Source organism: Anaeromyxobacter sp. Fw109-5 (genome assembly GCF_000017505.1).
Classification (GTDB): Bacteria; Myxococcota; Myxococcia; order Myxococcales; family Anaeromyxobacteraceae; genus Anaeromyxobacter.
The window spans coordinates 4,814,495-4,831,432 of the sequence record NC_009675.1 but is presented as its reverse complement, the minus strand read 5'-3'; the positions used below and the strand labels follow the sequence as shown (position 1 = coordinate 4,831,432).

At 75.4% G+C, this 16,938-nt stretch carries 16 protein-coding genes; 7 read left to right on the top strand and 9 right to left on the bottom strand.

Annotation, left to right across the window (positions count from 1 at the left end; genetic code table 11):
• Positions 1 to 16 precede the first annotated feature (16 nt).
• The 3 genes from aceF (at position 17) to ANAE109_RS21180 (ending at position 5,325) form a co-directional block, all read left to right on the top strand.
• Positions 17 to 1,741, top strand: coding sequence for a dihydrolipoyllysine-residue acetyltransferase (gene aceF / locus ANAE109_RS21190; protein ID WP_012098944.1), 1,725 nt, complete (start codon positions 17 to 19; stop codon positions 1,739 to 1,741).
• 304 nt (positions 1,742 to 2,045) lie between these two features.
• Positions 2,046 to 3,980, top strand: coding sequence for a S41 family peptidase (locus ANAE109_RS21185; protein ID WP_049768662.1), 1,935 nt, complete (start codon positions 2,046 to 2,048; stop codon positions 3,978 to 3,980).
• A gap of 145 nt (positions 3,981 to 4,125) precedes the next feature.
• A complete protein-coding gene (locus ANAE109_RS21180; RefSeq protein ID WP_012098942.1) occupies positions 4,126 to 5,325 on the top strand; it encodes a cytochrome c biogenesis protein CcdA in 1,200 nt (399 codons plus the stop codon).
• Here the strand turns inward: ANAE109_RS21180 and ANAE109_RS21175 are convergent.
• From ANAE109_RS21175 to ANAE109_RS21160, 4 genes are all read right to left on the bottom strand, one after another.
• The gene (locus ANAE109_RS21175) at positions 5,226 to 6,077 is read right to left on the bottom strand and encodes a DUF3108 domain-containing protein (protein ID WP_012098941.1); all 852 of its coding nucleotides are present in this window, start codon (positions 6,075 to 6,077) and stop codon (positions 5,226 to 5,228) included. The genes ANAE109_RS21180 and ANAE109_RS21175 overlap by 100 nt on opposite strands.
• Before the next feature lie 122 nt (positions 6,078 to 6,199).
• Entirely contained in the window at positions 6,200 to 6,535 is a 336-nt protein-coding gene (locus tag ANAE109_RS21170) for a LuxR C-terminal-related transcriptional regulator (protein WP_012098940.1), read from the bottom strand.
• Between the two features lie 324 nt (positions 6,536 to 6,859).
• A complete protein-coding gene (locus ANAE109_RS21165) occupies positions 6,860 to 7,795 on the bottom strand; it encodes a ribose-phosphate pyrophosphokinase (protein WP_012098939.1) in 936 nt (311 codons plus the stop codon).
• Between the two features lie 462 nt (positions 7,796 to 8,257).
• A complete protein-coding gene (locus tag ANAE109_RS21160; protein ID WP_041448594.1) occupies positions 8,258 to 8,476 on the bottom strand; it encodes a hypothetical protein in 219 nt (72 codons plus the stop codon).
• A gap of 196 nt (positions 8,477 to 8,672) precedes the next feature.
• On the opposite strand from ANAE109_RS21160, the gene ANAE109_RS21155 reads away from it, so the two are divergent.
• Positions 8,673 to 9,404, top strand: a complete 732-nt coding sequence (locus tag ANAE109_RS21155; RefSeq protein ID WP_255342597.1) for a protein-L-isoaspartate(D-aspartate) O-methyltransferase — start codon at positions 8,673 to 8,675, stop codon at positions 9,402 to 9,404.
• Between the two features lie 8 nt (positions 9,405 to 9,412).
• Here the strand turns inward: ANAE109_RS21155 and ANAE109_RS21150 are convergent, their stop codons facing one another.
• The 4 genes from ANAE109_RS21150 to ANAE109_RS21135 form a co-directional block, all read right to left on the bottom strand.
• Entirely contained in the window at positions 9,413 to 9,754 is a 342-nt protein-coding gene (locus tag ANAE109_RS21150) for a hypothetical protein (protein ID WP_041448593.1), read from the bottom strand.
• 21 nt (positions 9,755 to 9,775) lie between these two features.
• A complete protein-coding gene (gene amrS / locus ANAE109_RS21145; protein ID WP_012098937.1) occupies positions 9,776 to 10,894 on the bottom strand; it encodes an AmmeMemoRadiSam system radical SAM enzyme in 1,119 nt (372 codons plus the stop codon).
• 181 nt (positions 10,895 to 11,075) lie between these two features.
• Positions 11,076 to 11,477 carry a bacteriohemerythrin gene (locus tag ANAE109_RS21140; RefSeq protein ID WP_012098936.1) on the bottom strand — a complete coding sequence of 134 codons (402 nt, stop codon included), beginning with the start codon at positions 11,475 to 11,477 and terminating at the stop codon, positions 11,076 to 11,078.
• Between the two features lie 142 nt (positions 11,478 to 11,619).
• Complete coding sequence (locus tag ANAE109_RS21135) at positions 11,620 to 12,201, bottom strand: hypothetical protein (RefSeq protein ID WP_041448592.1); 582 nt, start codon at positions 12,199 to 12,201, stop codon at positions 11,620 to 11,622.
• Positions 12,202 to 12,535: 334 nt separating this feature from the next.
• On the opposite strand from ANAE109_RS21135, the gene ANAE109_RS21130 reads away from it, so the two are divergent.
• The gene (locus ANAE109_RS21130) at positions 12,536 to 12,739 is read left to right on the top strand and encodes a cold-shock protein (RefSeq protein WP_012098934.1); all 204 of its coding nucleotides are present in this window, start codon (positions 12,536 to 12,538) and stop codon (positions 12,737 to 12,739) included.
• 133 nt (positions 12,740 to 12,872) lie between these two features.
• On the opposite strand, the gene ANAE109_RS21125 is transcribed toward ANAE109_RS21130, so the two are convergent.
• Entirely contained in the window at positions 12,873 to 13,454 is a 582-nt protein-coding gene (locus ANAE109_RS21125; RefSeq protein WP_041448591.1) for a ferritin-like domain-containing protein, read from the bottom strand.
• Positions 13,455 to 14,044: 590 nt separating this feature from the next.
• On the opposite strand from ANAE109_RS21125, the gene vorB reads away from it, so the two are divergent.
• Both vorB and ANAE109_RS21115 read left to right on the top strand, forming a co-directional pair.
• A complete protein-coding gene (gene vorB / locus ANAE109_RS21120; protein WP_012098931.1) occupies positions 14,045 to 15,427 on the top strand; it encodes a 3-methyl-2-oxobutanoate dehydrogenase subunit VorB in 1,383 nt (460 codons plus the stop codon).
• The gene (locus ANAE109_RS21115; protein WP_012098930.1) at positions 15,424 to 16,863 is read left to right on the top strand and encodes a 2-oxoacid:acceptor oxidoreductase family protein; all 1,440 of its coding nucleotides are present in this window, start codon (positions 15,424 to 15,426) and stop codon (positions 16,861 to 16,863) included. The genes vorB and ANAE109_RS21115 overlap by 4 nt, the downstream gene beginning before the upstream one ends.
• The last annotated feature ends 75 nt before the right edge of the window (positions 16,864 to 16,938 follow it).

Here is a 16,938-nt window from a genome sequence, read left to right as displayed (position 1 = left end):
GGAGAGCGAACGCCCCATGAGCACCATCGAGGTGAAGGTCCCGGCCCTCGGCGACTTCAAGGACGTGCCGGTCATCGACGTCCTCGTGAAGCCGGGCGAGGCGGTGAGCAAGGACGATCCGCTCGTCACGCTCGAGTCCGAGAAGGCCACGATGGACGTGCCGGCGCCCGCGTCCGGCACCATCCGCGATCTCAAGGTGAAGGTCGGCGACCGCGTCAGCGAGGGGAGCGTGGTGCTCACCCTCGAGGCCGGCGAGGCCGCGGGGGCGAAGGCGGCCCAGCAGGCTCCGCCGCCCGCGCCCGCCGCCGCGAAGGCGCCCGCGGCAGGGCGGCGCGACGGGCCCTCCGCCGCGGCCGCTCCCCCACGCGACGGGCCCGCCGCGCCCGCTCCGGCCCGCGCCGAGCCCGCTCCTCCGCCGCCGGGGCGGTCGGCCACGCCGGCGGGCGGAGGACCGCTCGAGGTGAAGGTGCCCGCCATCGGCGACTTCGAGGACGTGCCGGTGATCGAGGTGCTGGTGAAGGCCGGCGACGGGGTCGAGCGGGACGCTCCGCTCGTCACGCTGGAGTCGGAGAAGGCGACGATGGACGTGCCGGCGCCGGCGGCCGGCACCGTCCGCGAGCTCAAGGTGAAGGTCGGCGATCGCGTCAGCGAGGGGAGCGTCATCCTCGTCCTCGACGCCGCCGGCGCGCCCGCCGGCGGCCGTCCGGAGGCGGCCGCCGCTCCCGCGGCTCCCGCCGCCCCGGCGCCCGCGGCGCCGCCCCCGCCCGAGGTCGAGGCCCGGCCGGCCCCGGCGCCCCCGCGCGCTCCCGCGCCGGCGGCCGAGGAGGAGGGGAGGGTGGCGGTGCCGCACGCCTCGCCTTCGGTGCGGAAGCTCGCGCGGGAGCTGGGCGTGGACCTGGCGCGCGTGCAGCCCTCCGGTCCGCGGGGCCGGATCCTGCACGAGGACGTGCAGCGGTTCGTGAAGGGCGTCGTGAGCGCGGCCGCGGCGGGCGGCGGCGCGGGCGCCGGGCTCGACCTCGCCCCGTGGCCGAAGGTGGACTTCGCGAAGTACGGCCCGGTCGAGGTGCAGCCGCTCTCGCGCATCAAGCGGATCTCGCGCACGAACCTGGCGCGGAACTGGGTGATGATCCCGCACGTCACGCAGCACGACGAGGCGGACATCACCGAGCTCGAGCGGTTCCGCGTCGAGCTGAACCAGGAGCGCGCGAAGGAGGGGGTGAAGGTGACGCTGCTCGCCTTCGTGCTGAAGGCGTGCGTGGCAGCCCTCCGGCGGTTCCCGGAGTTCAACTCCTCCCTCGAGGGCGATCAGCTCGTCCTGAAGCGCTACTTCCACATCGGGTTCGCGGCGGACACGCCCGGTGGGCTCGTCGTGCCGGTGGTGAAGGACGCGGATCGCAAGGGCGTCCTCGAGATCGCGCGGGAGCTCGCCGAGCTCGCGCAGAAGGCGCGCGACGGCAAGCTGCAGCTCGCGGACATGCAGGGCGGGACGTTCTCGGTGTCGAGCCTGGGCGGCATCGGCGGGACGGCCTTCACGCCCATCATCAACGCCCCCGAGGTCGCCATCCTCGGCGTGTCGCGCAGCGCGACGAAGCCGGTGTGGGACGGGGAGCGGTTCGCGCCACGGCTGATGCTGCCCCTGTCGCTCTCCTACGACCACCGGGTGGTCGACGGGGCGGCCGCCGCACGGTTCACGAGCCACCTCGCGCAGCTCCTCGCGGACATGCGGCGCGCCATGCTGTAGCCGAGGGCTCGCCCGCCGCAGGCCTCGCCGCGCGGCGCGAGCCTCGTAGCATTCCTCGTCAGCAAGCGCCGGATGAGGCGGGGTGGCCGAGCCGCCCCGCTTTGTCCTGTCGCTTCGCGCCTTCGGGGCGGTCCGCCCACCGATGGTGGCCGGCGCCGCACATCGGGCGACACGCGCCCAGCTCGACGCACAGTCGGCCGCGCCGTCCACGCGCGAGCGGGCATGCCCGGCTTCGGAGGGGTGTTGGTGGAGTCGCGCGAGGGCCGCCGAGGCTGGTGGGGCCCGCTCGCACCTCCGACCACCGATGGCGCTGCCCGCACTGCTCTCGCTCCTCTTCGCCGTCGCCGCGACGCCCGCGGCGGCCCACGCGTCGGCCGTCCCGCCTCCGCCCGCCCTCGGCGGCGCCGCACCCGTCGAGCCCGCGGCGTCGCCGGCGGCCCCCGCCGCCGACGTGTGCGACGGGACCGCCTCCCTGCCGGAGGACCTGGCCTGCGGCGACGCCCCGCTGTGCTCCGCGCGCCAGCGGGTGAAGCTCGCGTGCGACCTGCGCGACGCGATGGAGAAGCGATACGTCTTCTTCCCGGTGAAGGGGCGCCTCCTCGCGCGCGACGGCAAGCCGAGCTTCGACTCGCGCGCGCACCTCGACGCGTGCGTGGCCGAGGAGCGCGCCATCCCGCGGGAGGACGAGCCGTTCCGCTTCTACGACCGGATGCGCCGCTGCACCGCCGCCTTCGAGGACGGGCACCTGCTCTTCGGCGCGCCGGTGCGGCTCCCGCAGGTCGCGCTCGGGTTCGGCCTGCGGCTCACCGCGGGGGGCGAGGTCCTCATCGCGAACCGCGAGAAGAGGCTCCTCGGCCACCTCGCGAAGATGCCGGGGCTCCGCGGGATCGACGAGGTCCTCGCGGTGGGCAACGAGGTGCTGGAGATCGACGGGGCGCCCGCGGCGGAGCGGGTCGAGGAGCTCGCCCGCTACGTGCAGGGGAGCTCGCGTGCCGCCCGCCTGGAGCGGGCGGTCGACGCGATGACGCGCCGCGACTTCGCCTACCCGCGGCGGCGCACCACGACGATCGCGGTGTCGGTGCGCGGCGTCCGCCGGGTGGTGGAGCTGCCCTGGTGGATCTCTCCCGACGCCGCCCGGCACCCGATGACGGAGCGCTACGTCCGCCGCACCGGGATCGCCACGAACGAGCGGCTCGCCTGGCGGTACGACAAGGGCGCCGACACCTGGGCGCGCGATCCGGGCGCCGCCGAGGGGTACCTGCGGACGGACACCATCCTGCCGGCGCGAGACGCCGCGGCGCTCGCCGAGTACCTGGACGAGGGCGACCGCGTCGCGATGCGGCTCGGCGAGGTGGTGCGCCGCCGCGATCGCGCCTTCTGCTACGCGCAGGTGCTGTCGTTCCACACCGAGCAGCTGCACTCGGACGGCGGGGAGCCGCGCGCGTTCACCTCGGTGCTCGAGCGCTTCGTCAGCGAGTGCAAGGGGAAGGGCCTCGACCTCGTGGTGGACCTGCGCCAGAACCAGGGCGGCTACATCGCCCACTCGAGCTCGCTGTTCGCGATGCTCTCCCGCCCCGGGGAGGCCTACCCCGGCGGCGCCCTCCTGCTGCGCGCGACCACGCAGAACCAGCTCGTCTACGAGCAGCGCATGCCCACCGCGAGCGCCGCGCCCGCCGGCGACGCGGAGGACGCCCTCGCGCCCCGCAAGATCGTCGAGGCGATCGGGCGCGCGCGGCGCGACCGCCGAGACTACACGCCCGCCTTCCTGGAAGGTCCGGTGCACCCGAGCGACGCGGTGGGCGGCTTCGCGGGGCGGGTGGTGGTGCTCACCAGCCCGAGCTGCATGAGCGCCTGCGACCGGCTCGCTGGCCTGCTGCGCAGCGCGCGGCGCGCCGTGCTCGTCGGCGGGCCGACGGAGGGCGCGGGCGGCAGCCAGCAGGAGGCGAAGAACCTGGGCGCGCGCTGGTCGGATCCCGACGGGCTCCTGTCCGTGTCGATCCCGAACGCGGCGATGGGCGTGCAGCCCCTCGAGGCGGATGCGCCCCTCGCGGCGCAGGCCGAGCGCTCCGCCGAGGAGTTCTTCACCGCGCTCGCCTTCGAGAACCGGCCCGTGCAGCCGCACGTGCCGTACGCGACCACGGCGGCGGACGTGGCCGGACACAACGGCGGCTGGCTCGAGCAGGTGGAGGCCGTCCTGTTCGAGGGCGTCGCGGTCCGCGAGGGGATCGCGGGGTTCTAGGCGGGCGCGGTCGGATCCCCTCGACTTCGCGCCGCGCCTGACGCCGCGTCGCCACGCTCGGCGTGGCCGGCATCCCCACGGCGGGGGCCCACGGAACCGCTCGCCGTGTCCCTGGCTCCGACTCGCACGAGGAGCCCAGGACTTCATGAGCGTCGACATCCCCGGCCTGTTCGCCGCAGGCCTCCTCACCTTCCTGTCGCCCTGCGTCCTGCCGCTGGTCCCGATCTACCTCGGGCTCCTCGGCGGCGCGTCGGCGAGCGACGTCCGCGCGGGCAGCGCGCGCGGGCGGCTCGTCGCCACCGCGGGCGCGTTCTCCCTCGGCCTCGCGAGCGTGTTCGTCGCGCTCGGCCTGGGGGCGAGCGCCGCAGGCGCCCTGCTCGAGGCGCACCGCGAGACGCTCCTGCGGGTGGCGGGCGTGGTGGTCGTCGCGTTCGGTCTGAAGTTCCTCGGCCTCCTGCGGCTGCCGGGGCTGGATCGCGAGCGGCGCCCCCTGCTCGCGCGCGCCGCGCCGGGAGGGTCGCTGCTCGCGTCCTTCGCCTTCGGCGGCGCCTTCGCGCTCGGCTGGACGCCCTGCATCGGGCCGGTGCTCGGATCGGTGCTCACCTACACCGTCAGCTCTGGCGCGAGCGCGGCGCGCGGGGCGCTCTACCTCGCCACCTACGCGGCCGGCCTCGTCGCGCCGCTCCTCGTGGCGGCCGCGTTCGCGCCGCGCGCGCTGCGGCTCCTCGATCGCGTGAAGCCGCACCTGCGGAAGGTGGAGCTCGCGACCGGCGCGCTCCTCGTGGCGGTCGGCGCGCTCCTCGCGACCGACCGGCTGATGGTCCTCATGCCCTCGATGGGCGGCGACGCCCCGCTCGCCCTCGCCCCCGGCGCGCCGCCGCCCCCAGCCGTGCCGATCGACGGGGACGCCGCCCCGTGCGACGCGAGCGCGCCATCCTCGAGGGAGTGCGCGCTGCCGCCCATCGACGCCGCGCCCGCGGAGCCCGCGGGCGCGCTCGCGGCGCAGCTCGCGGCCTCCGCCGGTCCGCGGGTGGTCGAGGTCATGAGCCGGAGCTGCCCCGTGTGCCGGAGCATGGAGCCCGTCGTCGCGGAGGCGGAGCGCGGCTGCCCCGGCGCGCACGTGCAGAGGCGGCTCGTGGAGGAGCCGGAGGGGGCCGAGCTGGCGCGACGCCACGGCGTCCGCGGCGTCCCCACGTTCCTCGTGCTCGACGGCTCCGGGCGCGAGGTGCGCCGGCTCGTCGGGGCTCAGTCGGTGGAGGCGCTCGCCGGTGCGCTCCAGCTCGCCACCGGCCGCCTCTGCGATGCGCGCTCGCTCGAGCGCCCCGCGACGGCGCGCGGCGGCTGACCGCCGCTCCGCCGGGCACCGTGGATGACGGTCCCGGGGGAGTAGCGCGTCAGCACGCCGACGACCTCGCCCACGGAGAACGGCGCCTCGAGGCGGACGAGCACGTGGCGGGGATCGTCGGTGAGCCACAGCGCGACGGCCCCCCGCGTGGACATGCGGCCGGCGATGGGCAGCTGCACGTCCACGCGCACGCAGGGGAACCTCCCCGCCGGCGTCTCGACCTCCTCGCGGCCGCGGACCTCCGCGACGAGGGAGAACTGGCGGCGGCCCGACAGGATGGGGAGCTCGTGGCGGTCACCCGGGGCGAGCGGCTGCAGCCGCAGCCACAGAAACGCGCTCGTCAGCTCGTGCGCGCCCTCCGGCACGTCGAACGTCCGCTCCGAGCGCCGTCCCTTCCGCTCGCGGACCCACGTCGCCTTGCCGCGCTGTCGATCGAACCGCGACCGGTCCACGTGCAGGTCGCCCGCCTCGAACGCACGCAGCTCCGAGCCGCGGGGGAGGCGGGACTTCACGTCCCAGTACGAGACCAGGTGCTCGCGGACGTCGACGAGCCCGGCGACGCCGCGGGTGCGCGCCTGGAAGAAGACCGGCCAGATGCTCCCCTCCGGCCGACCCACCGCGATGCGCGCCTCGCCCGCGACGACGTTCAGGTAGCGGACCTCGAACAGCGCCTCCTCGCCGGGGGCGAACGACTCCGGGCTCGCCACGCCTGCGAGCGAGAGCGCCGCGAGCGCGGCGGCGATGCTTGCCATCGCGACCTCCGTGATCCGGGATCGCGTTGGCCTGCGTCGCGCCGCGACCCGCCGCGGACGTTACGCCAGCCGGCCCGACCAGCGGGAAGCTCCGCTGGAGGGTGCTCCGGACGAGCAGTCTCCTACAGCGCCGCGACCATCGGCGCCGCGTCCGTCTCGGACTGCGACGGAGCGACCGTGCGCTGCTCCACCTTCTCGCCGGACGCGAGCATCTGCAGGGAGATCGAGAGCAGGCCGGAGATGATCTCGGCGGCGCCCGCGACGTGCACCTTCCGGTAGATGCGCTTGCGGCGCGCCCGGATCGTCTCCGGGGAGACGTTGGCGGCGGCCGCCGAGTCCTTGCACGCGAACCCCTGGGCGATCCGGAGCACCTCGGCGCGCTCCGCCGGCGTCAGGCTCTTGCCGTCCATGTACTTGGCCGCGATCGGGGTGAGAGTGTCGATCTCGATGTGAGGCATGTTCGCGCTCCTCTCTGCGTTCGTGTGATTGGGTCGCCGCTTCCGCCCGCCGCGGGCTGCCCGGCTGTTCGTTCCCCAACCCCTCGCCACGTTAGTAACGCCCCTCCCGGTTGCCACCCCCTCCGTGATCTTTTTTCGGCCGTCGGCGCCCCGGGCGGGCGGCCGACACCGGGATGCCCCGGAAGGGTCCCAAAAGTATAACCCAACCGGGTTACGGCTGGCGTCGATCGCGCAGGTTCGAGGCCGGGGCCAGGTCCCGCGGCACCCAGCGTACGCTCTTCTTCCGGCGCGCGGGAAGGAGTTCGACGCGCCCGCAGGTCGTCGTCAGGTAGTCGAAAGCAGCTCCCCGAGCGGCCGCTGCTCGCGGAGCCGCGCGATCGCCTCCGCGAGGAGGGTCGCGAGCGGGACCACCTCGAGCTCGAGCCCTGGGGCGCGAGGGACGGGGAGCGCGTCGGTGACCACGATGCGGGCGATGGGGAGCCGCGCGAGCCGCTCCGGTGCGCTCTCCGTGAAGAGCGGGTGCGTCGCGGCGACCACGATCTCCGGGCGGCACCCCGCCGCGAGCAGGGTCCGCACCGCGGCCTCGATCGTCGCGCCCGTGCTGATCATGTCGTCCACCAGGATGGGCGCGCGCCCGGCGACCTCGCCCGCGACGCCGCGGACCTCGACCTCGCGGGCGGAGAGCCGGGCCTTGTGCACGATCGCGGAGGGGAGGCCGAGGAGCCGGCCGAAGAGCGCGGCGCGCCGCGCCGCCCCGAGATCGGGGCCCACCACCACCGCGTCCCGCGGCACCGAGCGCGCGATCGCCGCGGCGAGCGCCGGCGCCGCGGTGAGGTGATCGAGCGGCACCGAGAAGAAGCCCTCCGCCGCCGGCCCGTGCACGTCCACCGAGACCACCCGGTCGGCGCGCGCCGAGATCAGGTCGGCCGCGAGCCGCGCGCCGTGCGGCTCGCCCTCGACGCGCCGCCGGTCCTGCCGCGCCCAGGCGAGGTACGGCACCACGGCCGTCACGCTCCGTGCTCCCGCGCGCCGGCACGCGTCGGCGAGGAAGACGAGCTCGAGGAGGTGGGCGTCCGCGGGCGGCGACAGCGGCTGCACGAGGTAGACCTCGGCGCCGCGCACCGGCTCCTTCACGACGACGCGCAGCTCTCCGTCCGGGAAGCGCTCGACGACGCGCTCGGCGGACGTGAGGCCGAGCCGCTCCGCGACCTCGCGGGTGAGCTCGGGGTGGGCGCTCCCGCTCAGCACGATCGAGGTCATCTCCCACCTCGGCGCGGGGCGCCGCGCACGCCGAGGGCCGCCGTGGAGGCGGCCCCCCGGGCCCAGGGGCATGGCCTCGTGCGCGCGAGCCGTGACCGCGAGCCGGGCGCGCGCCCGGGCCGACGGTCAGGAGCGGGTACGCCCCGCGGCACCTTCGACTCCACGAGAGAGCCGTCGCAGGTCGCGCGTCCCCTGGGCAACTCCACGATACGCCTTCGGCGCGCGCCCGAGCCGCGTCCGGAGGGCCCGCCCGTCCGGGGGCGACCGCCCGTGACGCGCAGTGTCGGCGCATGATGGACCGTTCGACCGGCTCCGGAGCCCGCCAAGACGAGGGCTCCGGCGCGCGTGCGTGCCCGAGGTCCGCGCGCGCTCGTCCGCTCGCGATGCCGAAGGGTCGGGTCCCTGCCGCGCGACGCCCTCTACCGCCGGCCCGCCGCGCGGGCCTGCCCGGGACGAGCGCCGTCAGTGGGCGTGGGTCAGCATCCCGAGCACGATCCAGACGGCGATCGCGAACCCGATGACCCCGACCGCGATGCGGGCGCGCGTCCGCCACGAGGCGTGGGCCGCGGAGTCGCCCGGGCCGATCGCCGCGAGGCCGTCCCAGAGCAGGATCGCGGAGGCGACGCCCACGAACACCACCACCGCGAGCGCGAGCAGGCGCGTGACGAAGGAGGGGCTCACGCCCTCAATGTCGCGCTCCGCCGCCTCCGGCGCGGCTGCACGAGCGGGGCGTCCCGCACGCTCGACGCCCACGGAGTGGGGACCCCGCGATTCCAGCGACCGGCCACGGCGCGGCGTGATCTGCTGGGCGACGCCGAGCACGACGCGCGGGTCCTGGCCGCGCGCCGTCCCGGACCTCGCCGCGGAAAGGGCTCGCGTGCTCGCCCGTTCGCTCCTGCCGGCACTCGCGCTGCTGCTCGCCGCAACCGCGGGGGGCGACGCGTGCGCGGACCGCGGGCACCCTTCGGCGGAGCGATCCACCCCCGAGACCGAGCGGCGGCGCATGGTCGAGGAGCAGCTCGCCGCCCGCGGGATCCGGGATCGCCGGGTGCTGGAGGCGATGGGGAAGGTGCCCCGGGAGCGCTTCGTCCCGGAGCAGTGGCGGTCGCTCGCCTACCTCGACGAGCCGCTCCCCATCGGCCGCGGCCAGACCATCAGCCAGCCCTACGTGGTCGCGTTCATGGCGCAGGCGCTCGCGCTGCGCGGGGGCGAACGCGTCCTGGAGGTGGGATCGGGCTCCGGCTACGCGGCGGCGGTGCTGGCGCACCTCGCCGGCGCGGTCTACGGCATCGAGCTCGAGCCGGAGCTGCACGCGCGCAGCGTCGAGACGCTCGCGGAGCTCGGCTACGGGAACGTGCACCTCCGGCGCGGCGACGGGTTCCTCGGCTGGCCCGAGCGCGCGCCGTTCCGGGCGATCGTCGTGAGCTGCGCGATGGAGGAGATCCCCGCGCCGCTCTGGGAGCAGCTCGTCCAGGGCGGCAGGATCGTCTACCCCAAGGGACCGGAGGGCGAGGTGCAGCTGCTCGTGGTCGTGACGAAGACGGCGCGCGGGCCGCGCGAGGAGCACCTCGCGCCGGTGCGGTTCGTCCCGATGCGGCGCGGCGGGTGAGCCGCACCTCAAGGGCAGAGCGGCGGGCCGGAGGGCGCATCCGGCGCCGGGCCGGCCGCCTCCGCCGCCCGCGCGCAGACGCCGCCGTCCACGAGCTCCGCGCACGAGCGCGCGCAGATGCAGCGGCTCTCCTCGAGCCCGAGGCGGGCAGAGCGGACCACGACCACGCAGCGCGCGCCGTCGCCCCCACCGCCGCACGCGAACAGGCTCGCGTCGAGGGCCGGGCAGCAGGCGTCGAGGTGCGCGACGGCCTCGAGGCAGGCGAGCTCCGTCTCGTCCCCGCCGCCGCACTCACCCGCGACGAGGGCGAGCGCCGCGGCCACCACGACGACGCGCGCGACGCGCTGCATGGCGCCTCGCCTCCCAGGACGTCAGGCACGCGGCGCCGGCACCGCCGACATCTCGACGCCGTCCACCGCCGTGCCGCAGGCCGGGCACCGGCCGGCCGCGATGCGGTTTTCGAGCACGTGGAACCCGTAGCGCTCGACGAGCAGGGTGTTGCACAGGTGGCAGCGCGTGGACTCGCCGTCCGCGCCCGGCACGTTCCCCTCGTACACGTGGCGGATGCCGGCGGCGCGGCCGATGCGGGCGGCCCGCTCCAGGGTCTCGAGCGGCGTGAAGGGTCGGTCGAGCATCTTGTACGCGGGGTAGAACTGCGACACGTGCCAGGGCACCTCGGGGCCGACGGAGCGGACGAACTCCGCGATGCGCCGCAGCTCGGCGTCCGAGTCGTTCACGCCGGGGATGACGAGCGTGGTGATCTCGACCCACACGCCGAGCGCGCGGTACAGCCGGATGGCGTCGAGGATCGGCTCGAGGCGCGCGCGGCTGATGCGCCGGTAGCTCTCGGGGTCGAAGAACTTGAGGTCGACGTTGGCGGCGTCGAGCACCTTCGCGATCTCGCGCAGCGGCGCCTCCGACGTGAAGCCGTTCGTCACGAACACGTTCTTGAGGCCCCGCGCGCGTGCGAGCACCGCCGTGTCGTGCGCCAGCTCGTAGAAGACGGTCGGCTCGGTGTAGGTGTACGCGATGGAGCGGCAGCCGCTCGCCAACGCGCGCTCCACGAGCTCGTCGGGGGTGACCTCCTCGCCCACGACCGCGTCGGCCGCGGCGGCGAGCTGGGGGCACACGAGCTCGGTCGGCTCGCGCCCTCCGCCGGCGTCGATCGTGCGGGGGAGGTGATCCTTCGGCCACTGCGACACCGTCCAGTTCTGGCAGAACGAGCAGCGCAGGTTGCAGCCCACGGTCGCGATCGAGTACGCGCGCGAGCCCGGCAGGAAGTGGAAGAGCGGCTTCTTCTCGATGGGATCGACCCCGCGCGACACCACGCGGTCGTAGACCAGCGTGTAGAGGGTCCCCCGCACGTCGAAGCGGACGCCGCACGCGCCGCGCCCGCCCGCGCGCACGTGGCAGTCGTGCGGGCAGAGCGCGCAGTGGACCTCGTTCCCGGGAAGCCGCTCGTAGAATCTCGCCTCGTGCAGCGCCGTCATCGCACTGCCCCCCGGCACCCGCTCCGCCGCGTCGCCGATCGACGGCGCGACCGCGGCGCATCGCGCCCCCCACGAGTAGACCACCCGCCGCAGGGCGGGCTCCAGCGGTAGGCGGGGGTGCCCGGGCGCGGCCGCCGGGGTGAGCAGGAGGCGGGGGAGGCGCTCGCCCGCCGGCGGCGGATCAGGCGCTCTGGGACAGCAGGAAGCGCGCGAAGGCGGTGTCGGTGCTCGTCACGTGCTCCCGCAGCCAGCGCGAGAGATAGGAGCCGACCTTCATCGCCTCGAGGCCCGGGCCGCCTCGCCGCTCGTGCTCGTCGGAGAGCCGGAGGACGTCCTTCACGAAGCGGTCGTGCTCGGCCTTGTGCGCGGCGTAGCCGTCGTAGCGGACGTCGCGCATCCAGGCCTCCTCGGCGCCGAAGTGCGTGACGCAGTACATGCGCAGGTAGGAGAGCAGGATCCCGATCTCCTGACGGTCCGCCGTCTCGAGGCTCGCCACGAATCGCTCGGCGCGCCGGAACAGCTCCTGGTGCTGCTCGTCGATCTCTTCGATGCCGACGGCCAGGGCCGGCGTCCACTTCAGCATGGTGTCCTCCGCGCCGCCGCTCGCGATCGTTGCGGATCGAACGATCGGGCGCGGCGGGAGGATGTCACGACGGAGGGGGGGTAGGGCCTTGAGCGCGATCAGGCGCGCCGGGCCGCGCGCGGGCGGCCCGGCGGGGGCCCGCTCAGCGGTGCGGGGCCTCGTGGAGCTCGCGGCGATCCTCGCGCAGCTCGCGGCGGTCCTCGCGGAGCTCGGCGCGCGCCATGCGGATCAGCTCCACGAGCATGTCGCGCTTGCGGTCCAGGGCGCGGCGGTTCATCCGCCCCTCGAGCCGCGCGAAGTTCTCGCGGAGGGCGGCGACGCGGCGCGCGTCCCGGCGATCGTCGCGCAGGTCGCGGCGGTCGTCGCGGCGATCGTGCGGGTCGTCGCGCCGATCGTGGGCGGCCTCGGCCCGCTCGCGGGCGAGCTCGCCCCGCGCGTTCCTCACCTCGAGCCGCGCCTCCCGCTCCTCGTACGCGAGGGTGCGTGACACGTCCTGCTCGACGGCGGCGAGGGCGCGGCGATCGCGGCGGGCACGGGCCGCGTCGAACCTGGTGAGGAGCTCCCGCATCCAGCGGAGATCGCGCCGGTCGCGGGCGAGCTCGCGGCGGTCCTGCCGCAGCTCGGCCCGATCCTGGGCGCGCTCGGCGGGGGCGCGCCCGACCTGCGCGTGGCCCGCGGCGGGCAGGGCGAGGAGGGCGGCGGCGGCGAGGGCGGTCCGGATCATGTCGGCTCCTGTTCGTGGGTTCGCTTCCACCGGCTTGGACGGGGAGCGCGTGGCGGGGATTCAAGCAGGGGGACGCGTGCGCCGCGAGCGGATGCCTGCGCTCGGGACGGCTACCTTCGCCCACACCGGCGCCGACGAGGGACCGGGACCGCCGCTCCGGCAGCGGGCCTGCGCCGGCCCCCGATGGGAGGCCCCCCTCCCTTTTTCGCGAAGATCTCCGCGAGGTCCTCTCGACGCCGGCCGCGCGACGAGTTACACCCAGGCGGCCTCGTGTCGAGGCGCATCGACGCGGCAACTCTCTGCCGCCGATTGAGAAGAGAAAAGAGTAAGAGTAATGGCGACTGGTACCGTGAAGTGGTTCAACGACGCGAAGGGTTTCGGGTTCATCACGCAGGACGGCGGTGGCGAGGACGTGTTCTGCCACCACACCGCCATCCAGACGCAGGGCTTCCGCACCCTGGCCGAGGGCCAGAAGGTGGAGTTCGACGTTCAGCGCGGCCCGAAGGGCCTCCAGGCGGCGAACGTCCGCCCGCTGTAAGCCGCTTCACGTCTGAACGACACGAGCCCGGTTCCTCGCGAGAGGGGCCGGGCTTTCGTGTCTCCGGGCGTTCACGGTGGGTTGGAGCCGCAGCCGCGCCGCCGCTCGGCGGAGCGCTTGCGCGGGGTGACGCTCAGGTCCCCTGATCGGCGGGCGCGGGCGTCGCCGAGAGACCGTGCCGCTCGGACAGCCAGCGCAGGTGGCGCTCCTCGTCGGCGCGGAGCTCCATGAGCAGGCGCTCCACGGCCTCGTCCCACGCGTACGCGAGCACGTCCTCGTAGGCGAGGTTCGTGAGCTGCTCGTTCGCGAGCAGCGCGAGGGTCAGGGACCCCGGCCCGAGCCCCGCCGCCACGCGCGCGAGCCCGGGGAGCACCGGCTGCGCCGGCTCGCGCTCGGCCTCCCGCTCGCCGATCAGGCGGGCGAGCACCTCCGCGTGGCGGCGGTGGTCCCGTCCGAACCTGCGCAGCTGCCGGACGGTCTCGTCGTCGTCTGCCAGCCCGGCGGCGGCCTCGTAGGCCAGCGCCGCCTCCACGTCGAGCCTCGCGAGCGCCGCGAGCACCTCCGCGGGCGTGAGCGCCACCTCGAGGAGGTCGTCGTGTTCCGGTCCGGATCCGCCGTCCGCGCGCCCAGCGCGGCCCCCGGCACGGTCGTGGCGCGCCTCGTCGGTGCCCCCGCGTCCCGGCGCGCCGAGCTTCCCAGCCTCCTCCGTCGCCATCGCTCGCCTCCGGACCAAACCTGCGGCGCCCTCCGCCCGCGAGCACGAACCCGCGGGCCGACCGGGCGGGCCGACCGGGGCCGATCGCGGCGCGCGCGATCCGAAGATCCACGGAGGGCGTGCGGGGGCCTGGCCGCGGAGCACGTCACGCTGTCGGGCCACCGCGCGCGCCCGCGGTCGGCCGCACCCACCGGGGCGAGGCGACCCGACGGCGGGAGGCGAGATGTCACCCACCGCGAAGTACCCGCCGCCGACCGAGGTGCGTCGCCTGCCTCGACCGTGAGAACGCCGGCGGCGCCGGCCACCACCCGCTCGGCGTGGTGGAGGCGCCGGAGGAGGCGGTGCGGTCCGCGGGCGACATGGGGCGCTTCGGGGCGACGAGCGGTGCTGCGCGAGGGTGGTGCGATCGCACGCGCGCCCTCGCCCGCCCCGATCTCGTTGCGCGTCCAACGGCTCGCCCGCGGCGCGGCGCCGGCGGCCCCTCGGGAGGGGGACTTCCGCCCCGAGCGGCTTGGACTTGTCCCTCATCCCGAGTACCTTGACCGTCGCCTTTTCGCGAAGGCCGCGCGGTCCGGCGGCGGAGGAGTCCCGTGGCCCACGTCGACGTCGCCGAGAGGCCGGTCCTCCACGACGAGTGCTGCAAGGGCTGCCGGCGCTGCCTGGAGGCCTGTGCGCACGGCTGTCTCGCGCCCGGCGACGAGATCCACCCGCTGAGCGGCCTCGTCCCGGTGGTGCTGAGCCTCGACGCCTGCAACGGCTGCGGGCTGTGCGTCGAGGCGTGCCCCGAGCCGTACGGGCTGGAGATGGCGCCAGCCGGGGGCCCGGCGGCTCCGGGCCGGCGTTCACCCCCGCCCGAACGGGCGAGGGACGTCCCCGACGAGCGGTTTCCGCTGCCGCGCGGACGTCCGCTGGTGGTGAAGGGCACCCACGCCTCCGCCATCGGCGCGCTCCTCGCGGGCTGCCGCCACTTCTACGGCTACCCGATCACGCCGTCCACGGAGGGGGCGGAGCTCATGGCGAAGCTGCTCCCCGCCCTGGGCGGGAGCTTCCTGCAGGCGCCGAGCGAGGTCGCGACGGTGAACATGATGTACGGCGCGGGCGGGGCCGGCCGGCGCACGATGACGTACACGTCGTCGCCCGGCTTCAGCCTGATGCTCGAGGGCGTCTCGTACCTCGTCGGCGCCGAGCTCCCCGCCGTGTTCGTGAACGTGATGCGCGCGGGCCCCGGCCTCGGGAACATCGCGCCGGAGCAGTCGGACCTGAAGCTCGCCTGCCGCGGCCTCGGCCACGGCACCACCCACGCCATCGTCCTCGCGCCCGCGACGCCGCAGGAGATGCTCGACTTCACGATGCTCGCGTTCGAGCTCGCCTTCAGCTACCGCAACCCGGTGATCGTGGCCGCCGACGCGCACCTCGGCCAGATGACCGGCAGGGTCGACCTCCCCGCCGCGCTCGTGAAGCCCGGGCTGCCTGGCTGGGCGGTCTGCGGCGACGCCGCGCACCGCGCGAACGTCCATGCGTCGATCTGCCTGTGCGAGCACGACCAGGAGGCGCACGTCCTTCACCTGCTCGACAAGTACGCCCGCATGACCGAGGCCGAGCAGCGCGCGGAGCTGCTCCGCTGCGAGGACGCCGAGACCCTGGTCGTCGCCTGCGGCACGCCCGCGCGCATGGCGGCGGGCGCGGTGAGCGCGCTCCGCGCCGAGGGGGTGGCGGTGGGCCTCTTCCGACCGCAGACGGTCTGGCCCTTCCCGCTGAAGCCGCTCCTCCCGCTCCTCGAGCGGGCCCGCCGGATCGTGGTGGTGGAGGCGAGCGAGGGACAGCTCGAGGACGAGCTGCGCCTCGCGCTCGCGCACGCCGGCGCCGGGGCCGGCGTCGCCATCGCGCACGTGCGACGGCACGGCGGCGTGCTCCCCTCCCAGCGCGAGATCGCCGAGGCGGTACGGGCCGCGGCAAGGCAGGTGACGGCGTGAGCGTGTTCTACGAGCGGTTCGAGCGGCACGACCACGGAGAGGGGCTGAAGGGCCGCAGCACGCACTACTGCCCGGGCTGCGGCCACGGGCTCGTGCACCGCTACCTCGCCGACGCCATCGACGAGCTCGGCATCCAGGACCGGACCATCGCGATCTCCCCGGTCGGCTGCAGCGTCTTCCTCTATTACTACCTCGACGTGGGGAACACGCAGGCGCCGCACGGCCGCGCGCCCGCCGTCGCCATCGGCCACAAGCTCGCGAACCCGAACAGCGTGGTGGTGAGCTACCAGGGCGACGGCGACCTCGCCTCCATCGGGCTCGCCGAGATCGTCCACGCCGCGCAGCTCGGCCTGCCGCTCTCCGTCGTCTTCGTGAACAACGCCATCTACGGCATGACCGGCGGGCAGATCGCGCCCACCACGCTCCTCGGCCAGAAGACCACCACCTCGCCCGAGGGGCGCGACGCCAGCATGGGCAAGCCGCTCAAGATGGCGGAGCTCATCGCCCAGCTGGACGGCCCGGTGTACGTGGAGCGCGTCGCCCTCTTCGACGCGAAGCAGCGGGTCCGCGCCGCGAAGGCGGTGAAGAAGGCGCTCCAGCTCCAGGCGGAGAACAAGGGCTTCTCCTTCGTGGAGGTGCTCGCCGAGTGCCCGACGCACCTGCGCCTCTCGCCGGCGGAGGCGGAGAGGTGGGTGAGGGAGCAGATGGTCCCGGTGTTCCCGCTCGGGGTGAAGAAGGACGTCGCCGCGACGGCGAGCTGGGGTGCCTGGCGCTCGCCCACGTACGATGCCGACGCGCTCCTCGACGCCATCGACGCGCGCGGGGCCGCCGTCCCCCGCTTCGCGTCCGGCTTCCCCGCCACGCCGTTCGGCGGCGACGAGCTCGGGCTCAAGTTCGCGGGCGCGGGGGGCGACGGCGCCCAGACGGCCGCCATGGTGATGGTCCACGCGGCGGTGAACGAGGGGCTCGACGCGACGCACATCCCGAGCTACGGGCCGGAGTCCCGCGGCGGCACCTCCTACGCCGACGTGAAGATCGCCGGCACGCAGGTGCTCTCCCCCGACGTCCCGGCGCCGCACGCGCTCGTCGCCTTCAACGCGCCCAGCCTCGCGAAGTTCGGCCCCGCCGTCGCGCCGGCCGGCATCGCGCTCTACGACCGCTCCGTCATCCGCGAGTCCCCCGCGCTGCCCGCGGGCGTCCGCGCGCTGGGCGTACCGCTCTCCGAGATCGCCGCCGCGCTGGGTCACCCGCTCGTGAAGAACGTCGTGGCGCTGGGCGCCCTTCAGGGCGCGACCGGGCTCTTCCCCCCCGAGACGTTCCTCGCCGTCATCCGCCAGGCGCTCCAGAAGCGCGCCGCGCTCGCCGCCGTGAACGCCGAGGCGTTCGAGCGCGGGATGCGGGCGGTGGAGCGGGGGTGGGGGATGGCGCGGCGCTGACGGCACCATCCTGCCGCCGCCGGTGAGGGGGCCCGCCCCGCGGCCGGGGCGCCGCGAGGCCTCGCCGCCGGGGCG

Coding starts and splice junctions, on each gene's coding strand:
- aceF (WP_012098944.1), top strand. CDS start 17: ATGAGCACCATCGAGGTGAAGGTCCCGGCCCTCGGCGACTTCAAGGAC.
- ANAE109_RS21185 (WP_049768662.1), top strand. CDS start 2,046: ATGGCGCTGCCCGCACTGCTCTCGCTCCTCTTCGCCGTCGCCGCGACG.
- ANAE109_RS21180 (WP_012098942.1), top strand. CDS start 4,126: ATGAGCGTCGACATCCCCGGCCTGTTCGCCGCAGGCCTCCTCACCTTC.
- ANAE109_RS21175 (WP_012098941.1), bottom strand. CDS start 6,077: ATGGCAAGCATCGCCGCCGCGCTCGCGGCGCTCTCGCTCGCAGGCGTG.
- ANAE109_RS21170 (WP_012098940.1), bottom strand. CDS start 6,535: ATGCCTCACATCGAGATCGACACTCTCACCCCGATCGCGGCCAAGTAC.
- ANAE109_RS21165 (WP_012098939.1), bottom strand. CDS start 7,795: ATGACCTCGATCGTGCTGAGCGGGAGCGCCCACCCCGAGCTCACCCGC.
- ANAE109_RS21150 (WP_041448593.1), bottom strand. CDS start 9,754: ATGCAGCGCGTCGCGCGCGTCGTCGTGGTGGCCGCGGCGCTCGCCCTC.
- amrS (WP_012098937.1), bottom strand. CDS start 10,894: ATGACGGCGCTGCACGAGGCGAGATTCTACGAGCGGCTTCCCGGGAAC.
- ANAE109_RS21140 (WP_012098936.1), bottom strand. CDS start 11,477: ATGCTGAAGTGGACGCCGGCCCTGGCCGTCGGCATCGAAGAGATCGAC.
- ANAE109_RS21135 (WP_041448592.1), bottom strand. CDS start 12,201: ATGATCCGGACCGCCCTCGCCGCCGCCGCCCTCCTCGCCCTGCCCGCC.
- ANAE109_RS21130 (WP_012098934.1), top strand. CDS start 12,536: ATGGCGACTGGTACCGTGAAGTGGTTCAACGACGCGAAGGGTTTCGGG.
- ANAE109_RS21125 (WP_041448591.1), bottom strand. CDS start 13,454: ATGGCGACGGAGGAGGCTGGGAAGCTCGGCGCGCCGGGACGCGGGGGC.